The sequence below is a fragment of the Congzhengia minquanensis genome (genome assembly GCF_014384785.1).
Classification (GTDB): Bacteria; Bacillota; Clostridia; order UBA1381; family UBA9506; genus Congzhengia; species Congzhengia minquanensis.
In genome coordinates this window covers 149,332-168,721 of sequence record NZ_JACRSU010000004.1, presented here as the reverse complement: position 1 = coordinate 168,721, position 19,390 = coordinate 149,332, and the positions used below count along the sequence as shown (strand labels likewise).

Below are 19,390 nucleotides of genomic sequence, written 5' to 3'. Positions count from 1 at the left end.
TAAAGGAGGGGTTCTGTATGAAAAAATTTATTTGCACCATGCTTTATGTTATCATGTCCTTTGGCATTTGTGCAGGTGTCAGCGCAGGCGCCATGACAAGGATATATTATCCCGACGGCTCGGACAGGCTTGTTGGGCAAAGCGCAGTTGAAGCCGAAACAAAACACGGCGGCAAGCTTGTTCCCATAAAAAAGCAGAACGAGGCGCCTCCGGCGACAGAAAAATCGCCGGTGCCTGAAAACACGAAAGCGCCGGAGCCGACTCCTACGCCTGAACCGGAGCCGGTAGAACTTGTTACCATGTATGCCCCTGACGGCCGCACCATCGACGTTTATGAAAGCGAAATGCAGGATTATAAAGAGGTTGGCTGGTATGAGGAGCCTGTAATGACAGTTTATGCCACCGACAGCCGCACATTGGATATAAAAAAGTCGGAGCTTGACTCGTACCTGGATGCCGGGTGGTATCAAAGTCCGGCCGATTTTCCGAAAAAAGCCCCAACCGGCACCAAAATGGTGGCCCTCACGTTTGACGACGGCCCCAGCAAGTTTACGCCAAAAATTTTAGACTGTTTAGAGGCCAACAACGCAAAAGCCACTTTTTTTGTGGTAGGCTATAACATAAAGCCCCATTCCTCCGTGCTGAAGCGGGTCTATGACCTGGGCATGGAAATTGGAAGCCACACCATGAACCACAAAAATTTAAAAACCCTGGGGGCAGACGGCGTGAAAGCGGAACTAAAAGACGTTTCCGACGCAATTGCTGCCGTCACCGGCGCTAAGCCAACGTTAATCCGTCCGCCATATGGAAATTATAACAGCACCGTTTCTTCTTTGGCTGACGCACCGCTCATCATGTGGTCTGTGGACACGCTGGACTGGAAAACCAGAAACGCAGACAGCACCGTTAACGCCATTTTAAAAAATGTGAAAGACGGTTCTGTAGTTTTAATGCACGACCTCTACAGCCAGTCTGCCGAGGCGGCGGTTCGGGCGATTCCCGAGCTTATCTCCCGGGGCTACAAACTGGTTACCATAAGCGAGCTGGCTGAGTCCAAGGGCGTTTCCTTAGAAAACGGAAAGGCATACAGTTCGTTTCATTGATAAAAACAGCGCCGAGCGCATTTGCTGCGTCCGGCGCTGTTTTTATTTTGTGAAATCGCTGTCAAAAGCAGGCGCGTAGGGCGTAATAAAATCTTCTGCGGAAAGAACAAAAAGTTTCACGCGGTTGCCTCTGTCGGGATAGGAAAAACTGCTTTCAATCAGCGCCACATTTTTATAGGTGACGGAGAGCAGCCTCCCGCCGGGACCATATTCTGCAAACACGCTCACCGTGTGAATTCCCTCCACATTATTCCGCACCCTGACGCGGTAGTTCCCGTTTTGCAGCGTAACCTCCTGTAAAACCCGGGGCACCTCCCCATGAAACGCGAACTGATAATACCGCCCTGAGAACGCGTCCAGCACCAAAATGTCGCATGTTAAAAATCCGTTCTGCGTTTTTGTGGGATAGGCAACGTCATATTGTTTGATTTCAACCTGACCGCCTATAGCCAGATTTTGTTTGATTAACTGCTCCACATATGCCCTGTTAACGCTTTCCGTCGGGTTATAAATCACGTTGGCAAGGGCGCTGAACACACCCCCGAAGGCCGATTTTGTAAATACAACCCGGCAGGTGTCCGTCTTCATTTCTAAGCCGTTTGAACCGGTGAACACAACTAAGAGGGAAACGCCGCCCCCGCCGCCGTCCAAAAAGGGCGTTAAAAACTCCCTGCTTAACCGAACCCTGCCGCCAGCATCTACGCTTAAAAACTGTTCTGCAACCTCCGCCTGCTCACCGGATACAGTTTCATAATAAAGTCTAAATCCTTCCGCCCTTCCCATATACAGGTTCAGCGTAACAAATTCCGCCGGTTCCACGGTTGCCCGGTAGGCAATTTCCTTTACCTTTACATAGGGCATGTCAGATTCAGGCTGCTCCACAAAATCTGTTTGGGATAGCTCAAGGTTTTGGGGCGTAAAACCGTCCGTCACGAACGTCCCCTCTGCAAGGCCCAAAGCCTGTTCCTCTGCAATGTAGCGGTATGTCCCGGCGGCGAGCGCATAGCTTCCGTCGGCTTTCGGGCGAATGAGGCGTCCTCCTTCGTCATAAACTGTGACATACGTTTTTCCCAGTTTTGAAAAACTTACCGCCGATTTCTCACCGCAGTCTTTCGTATAGCCGTAAATTCCCACCACACAGTCAGACAGCGCTGTGTCCTCCCAGGTTTCCCCATCGGGAGAAAGATAGGAACACCCCTGGGAGATTTCAGGGCAGAAAGGCGGAATTGACACCGGCACACTGTAAGAATAGCCCGGCGTGACATATTTGATCACAATTGCAAATTCCGTTCCCGTAAGCAAAACCGGCTCAGGAAGCGTCACTGTCGCAAATCCCATATGGTCCTGGGTGCCCTTTGCCGCCAGAGTAAGGTTTTCCGGCGTTAAATCCTGATTGTTTGCGTTCACATAAATCTCATATTCCGTATATCCGCGGAAACTTAATCCAACGTCTGTCAAAAGCTCCGGCACCGGCTGTTTCGCATAGATGTTTGCGGCATATGCCATATCGCCGTTGTTTTCATACCCCCTCCCATAGGCCCAGGTGCCAGAGGTTACGCTGTATACGTTGTCGTAAGGGATGCTGTCTGCCGCGTCTGTCACAGAAAAGCACATGTTATAGGTGTCAACACTTTCATAGGACAGATAAAAATATCCGCCGTCATGAGCGCTCTCCCCGGCAGAGTCCCGCACAATCCACGCGCCGTTTCCCTCCGGCTTGTCCGCCCCAAAGTTTTCACGTCTGAAATTGTCGTCCCAGCCGATGAGCGTTATGGCGTGGTTTGCCGTGCCCGTCCGTTCGGCGGAATGATACGCCGTGCCGTCTGCATTATATCCGCCGGCGTTGGTGTTCATCACCGCTGAAACGCCTCCGCCGCGGTAAATTTCCTCTTTAATTCCGGTAATCAGCTCATGGTAGTTATAGTCAAAAATATTGCTCGTAAATTTCGGAAAATAGCGCATGGCGCGCACCGCTGCCGCCGGCGCAATTTGAATGTCTGCCCGGCTTAACGTGTCCATTTTGTTTTCAAAGGGCATACCGCTTTCCGGCACCGGCCCCAGTCCGTTTTGAAAATATCCTGCGGCGGAAACCACGTTTCCCCCGGCGTTGGCGCTGCGGCAGGTTGGCGCATAGGGGTTCGTGCCGTCTTGCATAGCAGGATAGGTGGCGTGCTCTAAGTGGCGCTCCGAGAAGTCGTAACCAATAAGCTCACCGCTGCTTTCAAATGTCTTGCGCCTTAAAAACGTTTCCAGACAGGATAGCGAGGTAAACGCCCAACAGGAGTTGGTATTTCCCTGATTTTTCACACTGCTGACAAAAGAAACGCCGCCGGCATTTCGTAAATCAAACGTTTCCGGCAGGCCGGACGCGGCCTTTGCCCTTGATTTTGGGGCTGCCCCGTCGTAATTTTCCGTTACCCAAAATGAATCGGGCGAGCCGCTGTATTCACATAATTCACTTACCGGTTTTGCGGCGGCGCCTACGGGTAAAACCGTGAAGCAAACCAGCGCCGCGGCAAGAGCCAATGTAAACAACTTTTTCATGCTGACACCTCCTTGTCTTTATCTTACCACAAACCGTTTGGTTTTCCAAGTGGGGAATCAAAAAAAAGGTTGACAAAGCATGTCATTTATGATATGAAAAAGATAATATAATATGATTTTCAGGAGGACGATTTTATGAAACCAAAAATCCATCTTTTGTGCAACGCGCACTTAGACCCGGTTTGGCTATGGCAGTGGAAAGAGGGCGTAGCCGAAGCGGTTTCTACCTTTCGCGTGGCAGTGAACTTCTGCGAAAAATATGACGGGTTTGTGTTTAACCACAACGAGGCGGTTTTATATAAATGGGTGGAAGAATATGAGCCGGAGCTTTTCCAAAAAATTCAGGCTTTGGTGGCTGCCGGAAAGTGGAAAATTATGGGCGGCTGGTATTTGCAGCCGGACTGCACCATGCTTTCAGGCGAAAGCTTTTTAAACCAAATTGAGCTTGGCCAGGAATATTTTAAAGAAAAATTCGGCGTAAGTTTTAAAACCGCTATTAATTTCGACCCCTTTGGCCACACCCGGGGCTTGGTGCAAATTCTTGCGAAATGCGGCTATCAAAACTATATTTACATGCGTCCTAACGAGGAGGCCCTGTTTGATTTTAAGTGGGTTGGATTTGACGGCAGCGAAATCTGCGCACACAATATTTTCGGCGGCTATAACACGTTAAAAGGCACTGCGCGTCAAAAAATAGAAGATTATTTGAACAAATACCCCGAGCACGAAACCGGCTTAATTTTGTGGGGCATTGGAAACCACGGCGGCGGCCCGTCGGAAATCGATTTAAACGAAATTAACGCGCTCATAGACGAAAGGAAGGACAAAGCGGAAATCGTCCACTCCGACGCAGACAGCTATTTCAGCGGTTTAAACAAACAAAACCTGCCTGTTAAAAAAACCTCCCTGTGCCACACCATGGTGGGGTGCTATACCTCCCAGGTGCGCATAAAACAGGCCCACAGGTCTTTGGAAAACAAGCTGATGGTAACAGAAAAAATGATGGCCTGTGCCGCCCTGCAAAACGGCACGGAATTTGACGGCGCGCAAATGAAACGTGCAAAAGAAGACCTTGCGTTTTCCCAGTTCCACGACATTCTGCCCGGCTCGGCCATTAAGCAGGCGGAAGAAGACAGTTTAAGACTTATGTCCCATGCTGAGGAAACGTTAGACCGTTTGCAGGCAAAAGCCTTTTTTGCCCTTTGCAGCGGACAGAAAAAGCCAATGGATAAGCAAATTCCAATCATGGCCTTTAACCCCCACCCATATGCGGTGGAGGGCGACTTTGAAATTGAATTTATGCTGGAAAACCAGAACTGGAACGACGGTGAGCAAACCGTGGCCTGTGTGTATGACGAAAATGGGAACGCGTTGGTCTGCCAAAATGAAAAACCCTCCTGCACGTTCCATTTAGACTGGATTCAGAAGGTGTCGTTCCGCGGCACGCTCGCCCCCTCCGGCATCACCCGGTTTAACTGTTCCCTTTCGGTGGTAAAGGATTATAAAATGCTGTCCCAGCCGGAAGAAAACGATGCAATTGTGATAGACGCCGGCAGGCTGAGGGTAGAAATCAGCACCAAAACCGGGCTGATTCAAACATATCAGATAGACGGCAGCGATATGATTGCCGGCGAAACCGGCGTTTTGGAGGTTTTCTCTGACAACGAAGATCCCTGGGGCATGACAGTATCGTCTTTTCAGGATTTTGCCGGTGTCTTTTCCCTAATATCAAATGAGGAAGCGGCAGACTTCATTGGCCACAGGGAAGAAACGCTCCGCAATGTCAGGGTGATTGAAAACGGCAGTCTGCGGACGAAAATTCAGGCCATTTTCCGTTATGACAAAACCTACGCCGTGGTGGAATATACCATACCCAAACACGATATTTACTTAGACGTTGATATTACCCTGTTTTCTGCAAATGCCAATAAAATGATAAAATATAGAATTGACACGGGACACAAACTAGGCACGGCCTATGGGCAAACGGCATTCGGCACACAGGAGCTTGAAAACGGCGGCGCTGAGGTAACATTCCACAAATGGTGCGGAATCAAAGAGGGAAAAGGCGGCCTTTGCGCAATCAACCGCGGAATATATGGCGGCTCCTTTGAAAACGGCGCGATTAAGCTTTCTTTGCTCAGAACCCCGGTTTACTCCGCCCACCCCATTTTAGACCGTGAAATTGCACCGAAAAATCGTTTTCTTTCCCACATCGACATGGGAGAACGGCATTTTTCCCTGCGGCTTGCACCGTTTGAGAACATCGACGCCCAGGCCCAGTGCTTTAACGAACAGCCGCAGATTATGTCCCTTTTCCCTTCAGGCGAAGGAGCACCCTCTGCTTCTTCCATTCTGTGCTCCAGCAAAGACGTGCTTGTGTCCTCCTACAAACAGACGCCGGACGGCTTCGCCCTGCATCTGTTTAACACAACGGAACACGAACAGGACGCCGAAATTTCTATTCCAAGCCTTGGAATTCGCGAAACGCTGCATTTTGGCAAATTTGAGCTGAAATTGTTGAAAACGGACGGCAAAAAATTGTGTGAATAGGTTACAAAACCAAAAAATTTGCCGATTTTTCCATTGCAGAAACCAATTATTAATATTTTATTAATAGTTATTTAATAAACTTATAGTATAATAAAGTGTCTAAATATGCAGGTGTAATGGTATTATACGTGCGTATGAAAATCCTTTATTTGGCAAAACTATAATTTGGTTTCATCTTTTGCTGAAAAAATGCATATAATTTTTTGCCGTGCCTTATCTGCCCGCACGATAAAGGCGCTTGTTGTTTCATATTTGCGGGCAGAAAGGCTTTGGATTTTCACATATGAATATAAAAAAGTTTGTTGTGATATTTGTGACGGCGTTTTTAGCGTTTGCATCTATAAACTTAGGCATCTACTTCGGAAAAATGTCCCATATGACGGCGCTGGACGACGATATTGCAAATCTGCTTGACAAGCCTCCCATGGAAGGGAAGCTGAACATGCTCCTCTTAGGAGTGGACGAGGGCGGCCACCGTTCCGATACCATTATGCTGGTAAATGTAGACAACGTGCAAAAAGAGATTAAGCTCATGTCTATTCCCCGTGACACCAAAATCACGCTGAACAATGGGAAAGTGATGAAAATTAACGCCTGCATGGGCATGAAAAACCGCGAACAATTTATGATTGAAACCATTAAAACCATTACGAAAATGCCCATTCACTACTACTGTGAGATTAATTTTGACGGGTTTAAGGAAATTATTGATATTTTAGGCGGCGTGGATTATAACGTTCCCTTTGACATGGACTATGACGACCCGGCCCAGGATTTGCACATTCATCTAAAGGCCGGCCAACAGCATTTAGACGGGCAGGCGGCTCACGATTTTGTGCGGTTCCGCCATAACAACAAGGGAGCCGAGGTTTACGCCCCCGGTGATTACTACAAGGGCGACATTGGAAGAATTGGCGCACAGCAGGCCTTTTTGTCGGAGCTGTTCCGTCAGAAAATGCAGCCGCAGTATATTTTAAAAGCGCCGGAACTGATTAATGCGGCATATAAATATGTGCATACGAACTTTACGGTAAAAACAGCCCTTGAATTTATCAGTATGTTAAAGTCAGCAGACACAACAGAACTGAAAACATACCTGCTGCCCGGAACCGACCGGTATGAAAATAAAGTTTCTTACTATATCTACAGTCCCTCTGAAACAAAAAAACTGGTTTTAGAGGAGTTTGGCTATCCGGAAGACGAGGCAAAGGCGCTGGAGCAGCGCGCCAAGGCATCTTCTTCCCCGTCTTCAAGCGCACAGCCCAGCGCTGCCGCTGCGCCGAAAACCACAGACGGCTCTGGGTCTGCTTCAAAGGCGCCTGCACAATCAAGGAAGCCGGCTACGGAAATAGACTAAAGACGCCCGCTCTTGGAGGTTTAAAACATGAACAAAAGAAAATTTATTCTGTCGCTGGTCATCACCTTAGCGGTGCTGGCTATCATCTTTGTGGTGTTCCAGCTGTTTTCGTCCAACACCGGCTTTCAAGACGCATTAGACAGTTCCGGCTCCGGAAAAATCAACGTTTTGGTTGTGGGAGTGGACAAAGACGGCACCCGTTCCGACGTGAACATGCTGTTTTCTTTAGACCCCAAAGAAAAAACGGTGAACTTAATGTCTATCCCGCGGGATACCAGAGTTGAGTTTAAAAAAGGTTCCCACGGCAAAATTAACGCCTGCATCGGCAAACAAAACGGCGAGGAGCTTTTAATTGAAACCGTGAAAGACTTAACAGGAATGCCGATACATAACTTCTGCAAGGTAAATTTTGAAGGCCTGCGGAATATTATTGACATATTAGGCGGTGTGGAGTTTGACGTGCCCATGGACATGGATTACGACGACCCGGCCCAGGATTTACATATTCACTTAAAAAAGGGAAAACAAACGTTAAACGGTGCTGACGCAGAAGGACTTTTAAGGTTCCGGAAAGGATATGCCACCGGCGACCTTGGCCGGATTGATATGCAGCAGGCGTTTTTAAAAGAGCTGATTAACCAAAAGCTAAGCCCGAAATATATTTTTAAGGCGGTTCCTGTGGTTAAGGAAATCAGCAAAAATGTGGAAACAGACATGTCTGTTATGTATATGTTAAAATATGCCTGGAAGTTCCGCGACAGCGACAAGGTTGAGTTTAACTCCTACACACTGCCCGGAGCGCCGAAAATGATTGGCGGCGTGTCGTATTATCTTTGCGATGAGGCGGCCACAGAAAATTTGGTTCGCACTCAGTTTGGCTACTCAGACGGTGAAAGCACGTCTTCCGGCAACAACCCAATCAACGAAAAAGTGATTGACTAACGTTGTTTTAAAGATTTTTTAAATCTTAAATACTTTGCGGCCCGGCTTTCCTTGCCCGGCCCGATATCCTTTAAAAGGAGGTGTATTCATTCATGGCTTACATAATTACAGACGACTGCATCAGCTGCGGCGCATGCGCCGGGGAATGTCCCGTGTCTTGCATCAGCGCTGGGGACGACAAATACGTAATTGACGCTGATACCTGCATCGAATGCGGAAACTGCGCAAACGTATGTCCTGTTGACGCTCCGAAACCGGAATAATAAAACAGACGCAAAGGCCGCGGGAACTTCCCTGCGGCCTTTCTTTCTGCCTCTTTTTGGAGTTGTTATTGACTTTTTAAAACTGCTGTGCTAAGATTAAGTAAATAAAAAAAAGGAGCGGTGCCTCTTATGCCTAAACCAGATTTAAGAATCAGCGTCATCAGCGACGTGCATGTAACACAGTTCGGCGCAGGCGAAAATGAATTTAAAAACGCACTGGAGTTCCACACGAAGAAACTGCCTAAAAGCGATTTATTTCTCTTTACAGGCGACATTGCCTATCAGCTGGACAGCTGGGAGGACTCCGTGTGCCGAAACATTTACACGTCTAACTACGACTTTATTTTAAACACGATAGAAAGCACAATTCCAGCAGACACACCAAAAATTTTTGTGCTTGGAAATCACGAATACCCCCAGGGCAACACCGACCCCGCCTTAACCAATAAGGCGCTTAACACCTGGCTTGCAAAAACAGGCCAGCCGGCAATGGAGCACGTTATTTTAAACGGCTTTCATTTTATAAAATACCCCGTTCTGTCCTGGGCAATGGAATCTTCGCCGGAAACCGAAAAATGGGCCATGAACGAATTAAGCATCGCCCTTTCCACCGACCCGGAGAATCCCGTGTTTTTTGTTTCCCACATCCCACTGCACAACACAGTAGCAAATGCAGGGAAAGAACCTTCCTCCTTTTCAGAGGAGTTTCGGAGCTTTCTGACAAAACGTCCTAGAATTATTCACATCTCAGGTCACCGGCATACCCATGTATTAGACGAAAAGGCAATTTTCCAGGAGGGATTTACGTCTGTAAGCGCCCCAGTCTGCGCCGTAGGATACCTTACATTGGAAGGGTGCGACTATGAAACCAAACCCGTTTTTGGCTTCTCCCAAAGCCTGTTCATAGAAGTAACGGGCAAGGTGGTAAAGGTGTTTAAAGTGGATTTGGTTTCCCAAAAAGTAGTTGGACGCCCCTGGGTAATTGATTTAAACGAAGCCGAAAACGGCATTTTCCCCTATGGAAAGAAACGGCGGTTTGAGGCAAAACGTCCGGAATTTTCACCGGAAGCTTCTGTTTGCGTCCGCACGGACGGCGAATGTGTATTTGCCACAATCCGTCAACGGTTTTTAAGCTTTGACGTTTGTGTGGAATATTATAAGCTTATGGTGACGGACGAAAACGGCAACGAGGTGCTGGCCAAAACCGTTGCATCTGATTTTTATAACCTCACCCTCGGTAAAAATTATGCGCCTGAAATCACTTTTGAACTGCCCGGCTTAACGGCAGGTTCCTATCAGCTGCGGGTGTTCCCCATGAACTGCTTTTTTGCGCACGGCGAAACTTCGCTTTCCTGTGCTTTTCAAGTGGATTAAATTTGTTAATTTTGGAATATTTTAGTCCCGCACTGATTATACTGATAACAAGAGGAGGTTATGCACATGGAATCAGTTACGGGACAAGTACGCCGGATTAAAATAACGGAAAAATTAATGGAATATGTAAGAAAAACCAAGGAGGAAAAGGAACAGGAACGGGAAAGGGAAGCCTTTTTATCCGAGCTTTCTGCAGCAAAATCGGAGTTCGATTCCATTCGGCAGAATTTAAACCTGATTACCGACGCAGATGCAAAGGAATATTGCATTTACCGCCTAAAAGCGGCTGAACTGAATTTTAACCGCTATATCAAGCTTGCAAAATCCATTCATCTGACGTCACTGCCATTTTTGGAGGAAACAATATGAGCACGCCTGTTTTGATCGCCTGCATTGTCACCGCCGCGGTGGCCCTGTTTTTAGCGGTTGCATTCATCAAACCTGTTAAGGGGCTTTTTCTTCTGATTTTAAACTCCGCCGCCGGCTGGGCGGGGCTTTACATATTCAACAAACTCTTTGCATTTTGTTCATTTGCCATTGGCATTAACATTGCCAGCGCCTCCATTGCCGGTATTTTGGGCCTGCCCGGCGTGGCACTGATGGCAATTGTGAAACTCATTTATCAGGTTTAAACTTACATAAGAAGAAAGGAAAAGGGAACAAATGATGAAAGTATTGGCAATTGGAAACAGTTTTTCTCAAGACGCTACCAGATATTTAAGAAAAATCGTACAGGCGTCTGGCGAAGATATGAAAGTCGTGAATTTATACATAGGGGGTTGCCCGCTGTCACGGCATTTTAAAAACATGAACAACGACGAACGAGCCTATTCCCTTGAATTCGGCGGGGAAACAACGGGCTTTTCCGTTTCCATTAAAGACGCGCTGCAGAGCGACGAATGGGACTTTGTAACCCTGCAGCAGGTGAGCCACAAAAGTCCCGACTATAAAACCTACCAGCCCTATTTAGACGCGCTGTCTGCCTATGTGACCTTTCATGCGCCCTGCGCAAAACAGGTCATTCACCAAACCTGGGCCTATGAGGACGGAAGCGCAAGACTGACAGAAGAGATGGGCTATGAAACAAGCACCCAAATGTTCTCAGACATTAAAGCCGCCTATGGGAAAGCGGCAAAAGCAATTTCGGCTGACCGGATTATCCCGTCCGGCGAGAGCATGCATCTGGCGGTTAGGCACGGCTTTCACAACACCCACCGCGACACGTTTCACGCGTCTTTAGGGCCGGGCCGGTATCTGCTCGCCGCCACCTGGTTTGAAGCCCTCACAGAAAAAAGCGTGGTGGGAAACTCCTTCTGCGACTTAGACGTTCCAACTGACTTTGACACCATTTCCCTCATGCAGGAAATTGCCCACGAGGCAGTGGAAAGCTACAGATAAGGAGGGAAGCAGCTATGAAGTTTAACGAAATCCATATCCGCGATCCCTTTATCCTGCCCCATAAAGGAACCTATTACCTCTATGGCACCCGGGGTAAAAATGCCTGGGAAACGACAAGCCCACTGGGGTTTGACGTTTACATAAGCTCCGATTTAGAGAATTGGACTGAGCCGATTTCTTGTTTTGAGCCAGACTCTGATTTTTGGGGCACAAAAAACTTTTGGGCGCCGGAGGTTCATTTTTATCGGGGAAAATTTTATATGTTTGCTTCATTTAAAAGCGAAACAGACCACCGGGGCACACAAATTTTGGTGGCCGACAGCCCGAAAGGCCCCTTTCAAGAGCACAGCGACAAGGCCATTACCCCGCACGGCTGGGAGTGCCTTGACGGAACGCTTTATATCACGAAAGACAACACGCCCTACATTGTGTTTTGCCACGAATGGACCCAAGTGACAGACGGCGAGATGTGCGCCTTAAAGCTTACAGAGGATTTAAAACATACCATAGGCGAGCCAATGCTTTTGTTTCACGCCTCCGACCCCTCCTGGTCGAAAAATGTGGCTGAAACAGACGGATATGTTACCGACGGGCCGTTTTTCTACAGAAACAAAAGCGGCAGATTGTTTCTTTTGTGGTCCAGCTTTAATACCAAAGATGCTTATGTGCAGGCCGTCGCCACCTCAGACAATGACGAAATTGACGGAAACTGGACGCACAGCCACCCGCTGCTGCTTGACCGCGACGGCGGCCACGGCATGTTGTTTCAAACCTTTGAAGGCGGGCTGAAGCTCATCCTTCACAGGCCCAACAACAATCCTATGGAACGTCCGGTGCTTTTTGATGTAATAGATTCAGGCAGCGAATTAAAAATTTCTAACTAAAAAACCGCGGGGAAATCGATCAATTGATTTCCCCGCGGTTTTAAATTAAATTTAATTTATTTTGTTCCTGTAGAGCCAAATCCGCCCTGGCCCCTGTCTGTGTCAGACAGGCTGCCGGCTTCAATGAACTCCGCAGAAATGTAAGGGGCAATGACAAGCTGTGCAATCCGCTCGCCGCTTTCAATGGTCTGTGTTTCTGCTGAATGGTTGTGAAGCGCCACCATAATTTCACCGCGGTAGTCGCTGTCGATTACGCCGACACAGTTTGCCGGAGCAAGTCCGCGCTTCGAGGCAAGCCCGCTCCGTGCATATACCAGGCCCACCAGCCCTTCGGGTATTTCCATTGCAAGCCCTGTGTGCACCAGCACCGTTTCATTGGGCCGAATTGTAATGGGCTCGTCACTTACAGCGCGCAAGTCAGCGCCTGCCGCATAGGGCGTGCCGAATTCCGGAGCACTGGCCCGGCTGTCTAACTTCGTAAATTTCACTTGTCTGTGATCCATAAATATCGAATTACCTTTCTATTTTACATAAATTCTTTCGACAAAACTACCTTGCCGGCCTGAAGCGTTGCAGGCACGTCTATAATCCGCTGATTTGAGCTTCCGCGAAACCGCAGGTTTAAATCCTTTTTCTCCGCTACAAACTCGCCGTCTACCAATATGTCAATGTAAGACAGCATTTCATCTGTCGCCTCGCACCTGGCGCGGCTTTTACTTAAAAGCTCCGTGTCCAGCAAATATCCGCTGTAGCACCAGATTGTCTTGTCGGGATAGGCCTGTTTAATTTTTTTCAGCAGCGGTGCCAAAACGTGCTGATTTTGCGGCTCAAAGGGCTCACCGCCCAAGAGCGAAAACCCTTTGATATAGTCAGGCTTTAGAGCCTCTAAAATTTGCTGTACCTGCGCGTCGCCAAACGGGTTGCCAAAGGCAAAATCCCAGGTTTCGGCGTTAAAACAGTCCTTACAGTGGTGGGTGCAGCCGCTGACGAACAGCGAAACCCGAACGCCAATACCGTTTGCCACATCGTGAGTTTTAATGGCTGAATAATTCATTTATTTCAATCCTTTTTATTATTACAGGTGCAGCACCCTTGCTTTAATTTCCTTTGTTTTGCCTACATTCCAGAAATTTTCGCCCAGGTAACCGCAGGTTCTGCGGGTTACGTTCATTTTTGCATGGTCTTTGTTGTGGCAAGCAGGACATTCCCACTCGTTGTCTTCATTGATAATAATTTCCCCGTCAAATCCGCAAACCTGGCAATAGTCGCTCTTGGTGTTGAACTCAGCGTATTGAATGTTGTCGTAAATAAACCGAACTACGTCCTCAATGGCCTCGGTGTTATGGCGCATGTTGGGAATTTCCACATATGAAATTGCGCCGCCGGAGGAGATTTTTTGGAACTGGCTTTCAAACTTGAACTTGGAGAATGCGTCAATATCCTCGCGCACGTCCACATGATAGGAGTTGGTGTAATAGCCCTTGTCGGTAACGTCTGTCACGCTGCCGAATTTCAGCTTGTCTATTCTTGCAAACCGATAGCACAAAGACTCTGCCGGTGTGCCGTAAAGGGCAAATCCAATGCCGGTTTCTTTCTTCCAGGTATCTGTTGCCTTTCTTAATCGGTTCATCACCCTGAGAGCAAATTCCTGTCCCTCCGGCGTTGTATGAGACACGCCTTTCATCAGCTTCGTCACCTCGTACAGGCCGATGTAGCCCAACGAAATGGAGGAGTAGCCGTCTTTTAGATATTTGTCAATCACTTCACCCTTTTTCAGACGGGCAATGGCGCCATACTGCCAATGCACCGGACTCACATCAGACTTTGTGCCCAAAAGCGCACGGTGACGGCACATAAGTGCCTCAAAGCAAAGCTGAAGCCTTTCGTCAAACAGTTTCCAGAACAAATCCTCATCGCCCTTTGCAATTAAGCCCATCTGGGGCAGGTTAATGCTCACAACGCCCTGGTTAAAGCGGCCCTCAAATTTATAGTTGCCGTTTTCGTCTTTCCACGGCGCCAAAAAGCTTCTGCAGCCCATGGGGCCAAACACGTTGCCCTCATAGTTTTCGCGCATCTGTTTTGCAGAAATGTAATCGGGATACATTCTTTTTACCGAACATTGCACCGCCAGCCTGGTTATGTAGTCATACTCGCCGCCCTTTAAGCAATTGTGCTCGTCTAAAACATAAACCAGTTTCGGGAACGCAGGCGTAACATAAACGCCAGCTTCGTTTTTAATGCCCTCGAGCCTCTGGCGGAGAATTTCCTCCACAATCATGGCATTTTCTTTTAAATATTCGTCATCTTTATCTAAATTCAAGAACAGCGTCACAAACGGAGACTGGCCGTTTGTGGTCATGAGCGTGTTAATCTGATACTGAATGGTCTGAACGCCCGAACGAAGCTCGTCCTTTGTGCGGTTCATAGCCAGTTTTTCCAGCATCTCCTCAGAAAGCTCGCCACCGCTGGCTTTTGCAATGCTCTTTTTAAATTTGTCGTGGCTCTTTCTTAAATATTTGCCCAAATGGCGAATGTCCACCGACTGGCCGCCATACTGGCTGCTGGCCACGGCGGCAATAATCTGCGTCACAATGGTGCAGGCCACCTGAAAGCTTTTCGGCGTTTCAATCAGCTTGCCGTTCATTACCGTGCCGTTGTCTAACATGTTTCCAATGTCAATCAAACAGCAGTTAAAAATCGGCTGAATAAAATAGTCCGCGTCGTGGAAATGCAAAATTCCTTCTTCATGCGCCTTGGAAATTTTCTCCGGCAGCAAAATGCGCTTTGTTAAATCCTTCGACACCTCGCCTGCAATCAAATCCCGCTGTGTAGATGCAGCAACTGCGTTTTTGTTGGAGTTTTCCTCCATAACATCTTTATTGGCGTTTTTAATCAGGCTCAGAATCGACTCGTCCGTAGTGTTTGCCTTACGAACCAGCGCACGGGAATACCGATATATAATATAGGTTTTGGAAAGGACAAAATGACCCATTTCCATGAGTTTCTGTTCAATAATATCCTGAATATCCTCAACCAGCATACGTTTACATTTTTTGGATTCAATGTAAGATAAAATCGATTCAATTTCCTGGTCCGTTGCACGCTCGCTTTCCTCCACCTCGGCGTTCGCCTTGCGGATTGCGACCTCAATCTTCACTCTGTCATAATCAACGGTCCTTCCGTCTCTTTTTATTACTAACATTTTACACAGCTCCTCTTAACCAAATTACTTCTCTTGCGTAGCAGTTACAATTATACAATAAAACAACCAAAAAAAAAGTTGCAAATGCAACTTATATCTGCTATAATACAAAATATAGGTGTTGTGCATAGATATGCACACTATATAGGGAGGTTCAAAAGTGTGTTAAAATCGGCTGTTTTCAGTGGTTTGAGCGATTCTGAGGCCCAAAAAATGATGACTTGCCTGGGCGCAAAAGAAGAAAAATTTAATATAACTGAAACAATAATGTCATATAACGGAAATTCCGAAGATATTGGCGTTGTCCTTTCCGGCACGGCGGAACTGGTAACTTACGACTACGACGGCAACAGAATGATTTTGGAACGGTATGACAAGAATTCTGTTTTCGGCCAGCTGTTTGCGCCCTTTTCCGGCATTGACGAACCGGCGGTAATTGCCGCAGAAAACTGCGAGGTAATGTTTTTTAAATATCGGAAAGTCATTTCCCAATGCGTAAACGCCTGCGAAAGCCATACCATTTTTTTAGACAACATGCTTTGCCTGCTCACAGAAAAGCTCCGCGCCCAGGCAAACCACATTGAGGTGCTGAGCAAGCGCAGCCTACGGGGCAAACTCATGGCCTTTTTCGAAATCCAGGCCAGGGAAAAACAATTAAGCAGCTTCACCCTGCCCTTTTCCCTCTACACGCTGGCGGACTATTTGAGTATTGACAGAAGCGCCATGCAGCGGGAAATGAAAAAAATGCGGGAGGAAGGGCTCATAAAATCCAAAGGAAAAAAAATTGAGCTTTGCAAAAAAATCTAACAAAAATGGAAATCTATGCAGAACTATACATTTTTGAAATAGAGCCCGCTGTTAATTTGTTCAGCAACATATTCTCCCACACCTTCTCCAAGCGACAGTATCGTTCTGGTCAGCCGTGCGCTTGCCGCCGCAATATGACTGAACGAGGCGCCTCTTGATGCCACAAAAAGATTGTCAACCTCCCTCGGCATCGTGCATTCAAGAGGGATTTCGTAAGGATATTCCAGTTCCCTGCACATGCCGCTGGTTCCATGAACGTCCAGTGCATGGTCGGCAATTGCAACGGTTCGTCCCCTTTTGGGCTGGCTGAACAGTCCTGCCCTGACGTCATTTTCATTTAACACATATTTTCCAATCAACCGGTAGCTTTCGCGAACCCCGGCAGAAAAAATCTTCGTCAGCGAATAGCCGTTCATGTTTTTTTCCGTTTGGAGATACTTCCAGTACGAATAAACCCTTGCTTTTCCAACTTCATCTGCTGCTTCGCCGAAGTCTATATATTCTGCCCCCTCCATGGTAGGTAGCATATTGACATTAATATCGTGATTTGGGTAAAGGCAAAAGCAGGAAACAGTGCGTTTCATTTTATACGCTTTCCACGCTGAAATATCGACTTTCTGATATCGTACCGGCATTTCATCAATGTGGTTTGGGTTCGCTGCCGGCGATACCCTGAACACATAGGTAACGGCATTCATCTGCCTGCTGTCTTTTTCCCCTGCCGACGGTTCCTGGTAACGATATTTAGACTCACTCCCCATTGCCACCGCACAGCCTGCTTCTCTCGAAAGAATGATGTCGCCGGTTGCATCAATATAGAAATCCGCCACAATCCGAATGCTTTCCCCACCGTTTTTCACTGTCACAGATCGAATGTTTCGCCCAGATTTTTCGCACGCATAAAATTCATATCCAAAAAGGGCCGAAAGCTTATTCTGATACGGAGCAAGAACTTGATGCATGGCCTTGGTCATTGCGGCTCCTTCAAATTGAAACCGTTTCATGCTGCCGTCTTTTCTCAGGCTTCTGCACCTTTTTAACGTATCGGAATAATGAAAGTTCGACGGCATAGACAATCCCCAGGGATATTGCTCAAACGAATGATTTTCCCAGTTCATTCCGTTCTCGGGAAAGAACAAATTACAGTTCGGAACTGCTTCCAGTACAGCCGCGCCCTGGTTCATTTTTTGCAGTTTCTCTTTTAAAAGAAGATGCGCACCGTCTAAACTGACACCCGGCTCCCAGCCGTCGACCCCGCAAAAAACTGCGGTACCGCCAAAGTCCTTGTTTTTTTCAACAACAACGGTGTTGATGCCGTTTTTCAATAATCTGTAAACGCATCCGAACCCGCCTGCACCTGCCCCCACCACGCACACATCTGTTTTAATCGTTTTCATACTCTTTCACCTTGTCCTCCAGCTTCACCGGAATTCTAATCTCCCATTTAAAATTATCTTCCTCCATATTTACGGGAAAAATTTCAAGATTGGGAACTTTCTCATCTCTCTTATAACGGCTAGATTTAAAAAATTCAAAAAGGATATTGTGATAAAAAGCATTGATTTTAGCGTCTTCAGAGCCGAAAACATCAAAGCACAGCCACAACCCTGCCGGAATTTGCACAAAATTAAACTGCCCGCCAATTGCTGATCTGGCGCCGATATGGCAGGTTACAGATTTCTTTCCATTTTGATACACAGCATACAGTTTTTCGCCGCTTTGTTTTAAAATGCTGTCTGCATGCTCGCTCTCATAAAACTTATTCCATACATGTTCACAGCATTCGCTGTCTGAAAGATCTGATTCCCCCACCACGCCGCAAACACAAAATTCGTCATCATGAACGGCGCGGTAAGATAGGTTCGTTCCGCCCGTCATACATAAACTCAGTTCCAGCCTGGTAAACATTTTCAAATTGTTTTCGTTTCTTTTTATATTTTCAGGAGCAAAACCATGAAATTCTTTAAATGCCCTTGTAAAAGAGGACGGCGAATGATAACCATATTTTAATGCAGCATCGGTTATGCTAACCCCTTCTGCCTGCAATTCCTCGGCAGCCTGGGAAAGTCGCCTTTTTCTGATATATTCCCCAATTGGAACTCCTGCAAGAAAGGAAAAAACTCTCCTGAATTCATAAACCGATAAATTTGCCATCCGTGCAAGCGCAGCGGCATTGATGTCCGATAACAGATGTTGTTCAATATATTCTATTATTTCGTGAAACTTATGCAGATTTTGATTCATCATAATTCCTTAAAGCGGCTCAACGCGCTGGGATGTTCCCCACACGGTCATTTCTTCCACAACGGCGCCTTCCGGCTGGTTTGCAGCATAAAATACAGCGTTTGCAATATCCTCTGCGGATAACGATTCCTCTACCGCATCAATTCCCGCACCTTTTTGAAAGCCTGTGCTTGCGGCGGCCGGAATAATACAGGTCGCCCTTACATGATAAGGCTGAAGCTCAACATACAAGCCTTTGGTAAAGTTAAGCACGCCTGCCTTTGCCGCGGCATAAACACTCCATCCGCCCCAGCAATGCCTGGCGCAGACCGAAGAAATATTGATGATCATGCCGCTTCGTTGATGCTTCATTACTGTGCCGAACAATTTAGAGCCATATATAACGCTGTTGAGGTTAAGCTTCAAAATGTGGTCAATTTCTGCCGGTTCAAGCTCCGTTGTTTCCTTAATGGCAACACCGCCGCCAGCGTTGTTTACAAGAAGGTCTATCTTCCCAAATTTGTCAATTACATAATCCTTTAATTCAAGCCACTGGCTGTAGCTCGTAACATCAACGGAAAACCCGCAGTCAAACGAATACTGGTCAACAGTTTGTTTTACTTTTTCCGCATTTCTCGAAGCAACAATAACCGTATCGCCGTTTTCCTTAAACTTTTTTGCCGCGGCCAAACCATAACCGCTTGTGGCGCCTGTTATAACAACAATCCTGCCCATTACAA

Annotated in this window: 18 protein-coding genes; 11 read left to right on the top strand and 7 right to left on the bottom strand. The window is 47.1% G+C overall.

Annotated elements, in window-relative coordinates; genetic code table 11:
• Window positions 1-17: 17 nt before the first annotated feature.
• Window positions 18-1,103: a polysaccharide deacetylase family protein gene (locus tag H8698_RS11025; protein ID WP_249313535.1), complete on the top strand. Its 1,086-nt coding sequence runs from the start codon at window positions 18-20 to the stop codon at window positions 1,101-1,103.
• Window positions 1,104-1,145: 42 nt separating this feature from the next.
• Here H8698_RS11025 and H8698_RS11020 read toward each other — a convergent pair whose 3' ends face one another.
• The gene (locus H8698_RS11020) at window positions 1,146-3,647 is read right to left on the bottom strand and encodes a C1 family peptidase (protein ID WP_249313534.1); all 2,502 of its coding nucleotides are present in this window, start codon (window positions 3,645-3,647) and stop codon (window positions 1,146-1,148) included.
• Between the two features lie 135 nt (window positions 3,648-3,782).
• Here H8698_RS11020 and H8698_RS11015 point away from each other — a divergent pair, with 135 nt between their 5' ends.
• From H8698_RS11015 to H8698_RS10975, 9 genes are all read left to right on the top strand, one after another.
• A complete protein-coding gene (locus H8698_RS11015) occupies window positions 3,783-6,200 on the top strand; it encodes a glycoside hydrolase family 38 N-terminal domain-containing protein (protein WP_249313533.1) in 2,418 nt (805 codons plus the stop codon).
• 283 nt (window positions 6,201-6,483) lie between these two features.
• On the top strand, window positions 6,484-7,557 hold the full coding sequence (locus H8698_RS11010) for an LCP family protein (RefSeq protein ID WP_249313532.1): 1,074 nt from the start codon (window positions 6,484-6,486) through the stop codon (window positions 7,555-7,557).
• A gap of 27 nt (window positions 7,558-7,584) precedes the next feature.
• Complete coding sequence (locus H8698_RS11005; protein ID WP_249313530.1) at window positions 7,585-8,499, top strand: LCP family protein; 915 nt, start codon at window positions 7,585-7,587, stop codon at window positions 8,497-8,499.
• Between the two features lie 92 nt (window positions 8,500-8,591).
• Complete coding sequence (locus H8698_RS11000) at window positions 8,592-8,762, top strand: DUF362 domain-containing protein (protein ID WP_177680284.1); 171 nt, start codon at window positions 8,592-8,594, stop codon at window positions 8,760-8,762.
• A 129-nt stretch (window positions 8,763-8,891) separates the two neighbouring features.
• Window positions 8,892-10,136, top strand: coding sequence for a metallophosphoesterase family protein (locus tag H8698_RS10995; RefSeq protein ID WP_249313528.1), 1,245 nt, complete (start codon window positions 8,892-8,894; stop codon window positions 10,134-10,136).
• A gap of 66 nt (window positions 10,137-10,202) precedes the next feature.
• The gene (locus tag H8698_RS10990; RefSeq protein ID WP_249313526.1) at window positions 10,203-10,505 is read left to right on the top strand and encodes a DUF2508 family protein; all 303 of its coding nucleotides are present in this window, start codon (window positions 10,203-10,205) and stop codon (window positions 10,503-10,505) included.
• Entirely contained in the window at window positions 10,502-10,768 is a 267-nt protein-coding gene (locus H8698_RS10985) for a pro-sigmaK processing inhibitor BofA family protein (protein WP_177680281.1), read from the top strand. Before H8698_RS10990 ends, H8698_RS10985 begins: the two co-directional genes overlap by 4 nt.
• Window positions 10,769-10,799: 31 nt before the next feature.
• The gene (locus tag H8698_RS10980; protein WP_249313525.1) at window positions 10,800-11,534 is read left to right on the top strand and encodes a DUF4886 domain-containing protein; all 735 of its coding nucleotides are present in this window, start codon (window positions 10,800-10,802) and stop codon (window positions 11,532-11,534) included.
• Between the two features lie 14 nt (window positions 11,535-11,548).
• Entirely contained in the window at window positions 11,549-12,418 is an 870-nt protein-coding gene (locus H8698_RS10975; protein WP_249313524.1) for a glycoside hydrolase family 43 protein, read from the top strand.
• A gap of 56 nt (window positions 12,419-12,474) precedes the next feature.
• On the opposite strand, the gene dut is transcribed toward H8698_RS10975, so the two are convergent.
• Genes dut through nrdD form a run of 3 tightly spaced genes read right to left on the bottom strand, consistent with a single transcriptional unit; the run spans window position 12,475 to window position 15,620 of the window.
• Entirely contained in the window at window positions 12,475-12,921 is a 447-nt protein-coding gene (gene dut / locus H8698_RS10970; protein ID WP_249313523.1) for a dUTP diphosphatase, read from the bottom strand.
• Window positions 12,922-12,944: 23 nt separating this feature from the next.
• Complete coding sequence (gene nrdG, locus H8698_RS10965; protein ID WP_249313522.1) at window positions 12,945-13,472, bottom strand: anaerobic ribonucleoside-triphosphate reductase activating protein; 528 nt, start codon at window positions 13,470-13,472, stop codon at window positions 12,945-12,947.
• Between the two features lie 21 nt (window positions 13,473-13,493).
• The gene (gene nrdD / locus H8698_RS10960) at window positions 13,494-15,620 is read right to left on the bottom strand and encodes an anaerobic ribonucleoside-triphosphate reductase (protein ID WP_249313521.1); all 2,127 of its coding nucleotides are present in this window, start codon (window positions 15,618-15,620) and stop codon (window positions 13,494-13,496) included.
• 162 nt (window positions 15,621-15,782) lie between these two features.
• On the opposite strand from nrdD, the gene H8698_RS13435 reads away from it, so the two are divergent.
• Complete coding sequence (locus tag H8698_RS13435) at window positions 15,783-16,427, top strand: helix-turn-helix domain-containing protein (protein ID WP_249313520.1); 645 nt, start codon at window positions 15,783-15,785, stop codon at window positions 16,425-16,427.
• Window positions 16,428-16,450: 23 nt separating this feature from the next.
• Here H8698_RS13435 and H8698_RS10950 read toward each other — a convergent pair whose 3' ends face one another.
• The 3 genes from H8698_RS10950 to H8698_RS10940 are packed head-to-tail and all read right to left on the bottom strand — an operon-like array spanning window position 16,451 to window position 19,385.
• Complete coding sequence (locus H8698_RS10950; RefSeq protein WP_249313519.1) at window positions 16,451-17,824, bottom strand: FAD-dependent oxidoreductase; 1,374 nt, start codon at window positions 17,822-17,824, stop codon at window positions 16,451-16,453.
• Window positions 17,811-18,674: an AraC family transcriptional regulator gene (locus tag H8698_RS10945; RefSeq protein WP_249313518.1), complete on the bottom strand. Its 864-nt coding sequence runs from the start codon at window positions 18,672-18,674 to the stop codon at window positions 17,811-17,813. The genes H8698_RS10950 and H8698_RS10945 overlap by 14 nt, the downstream gene beginning before the upstream one ends.
• 6 nt (window positions 18,675-18,680) lie before the next feature.
• Window positions 18,681-19,385, bottom strand: a complete 705-nt coding sequence (locus H8698_RS10940) for an SDR family oxidoreductase (protein ID WP_249313517.1) — start codon at window positions 19,383-19,385, stop codon at window positions 18,681-18,683.
• Window positions 19,386-19,390: the final 5 nt, after the last annotated feature.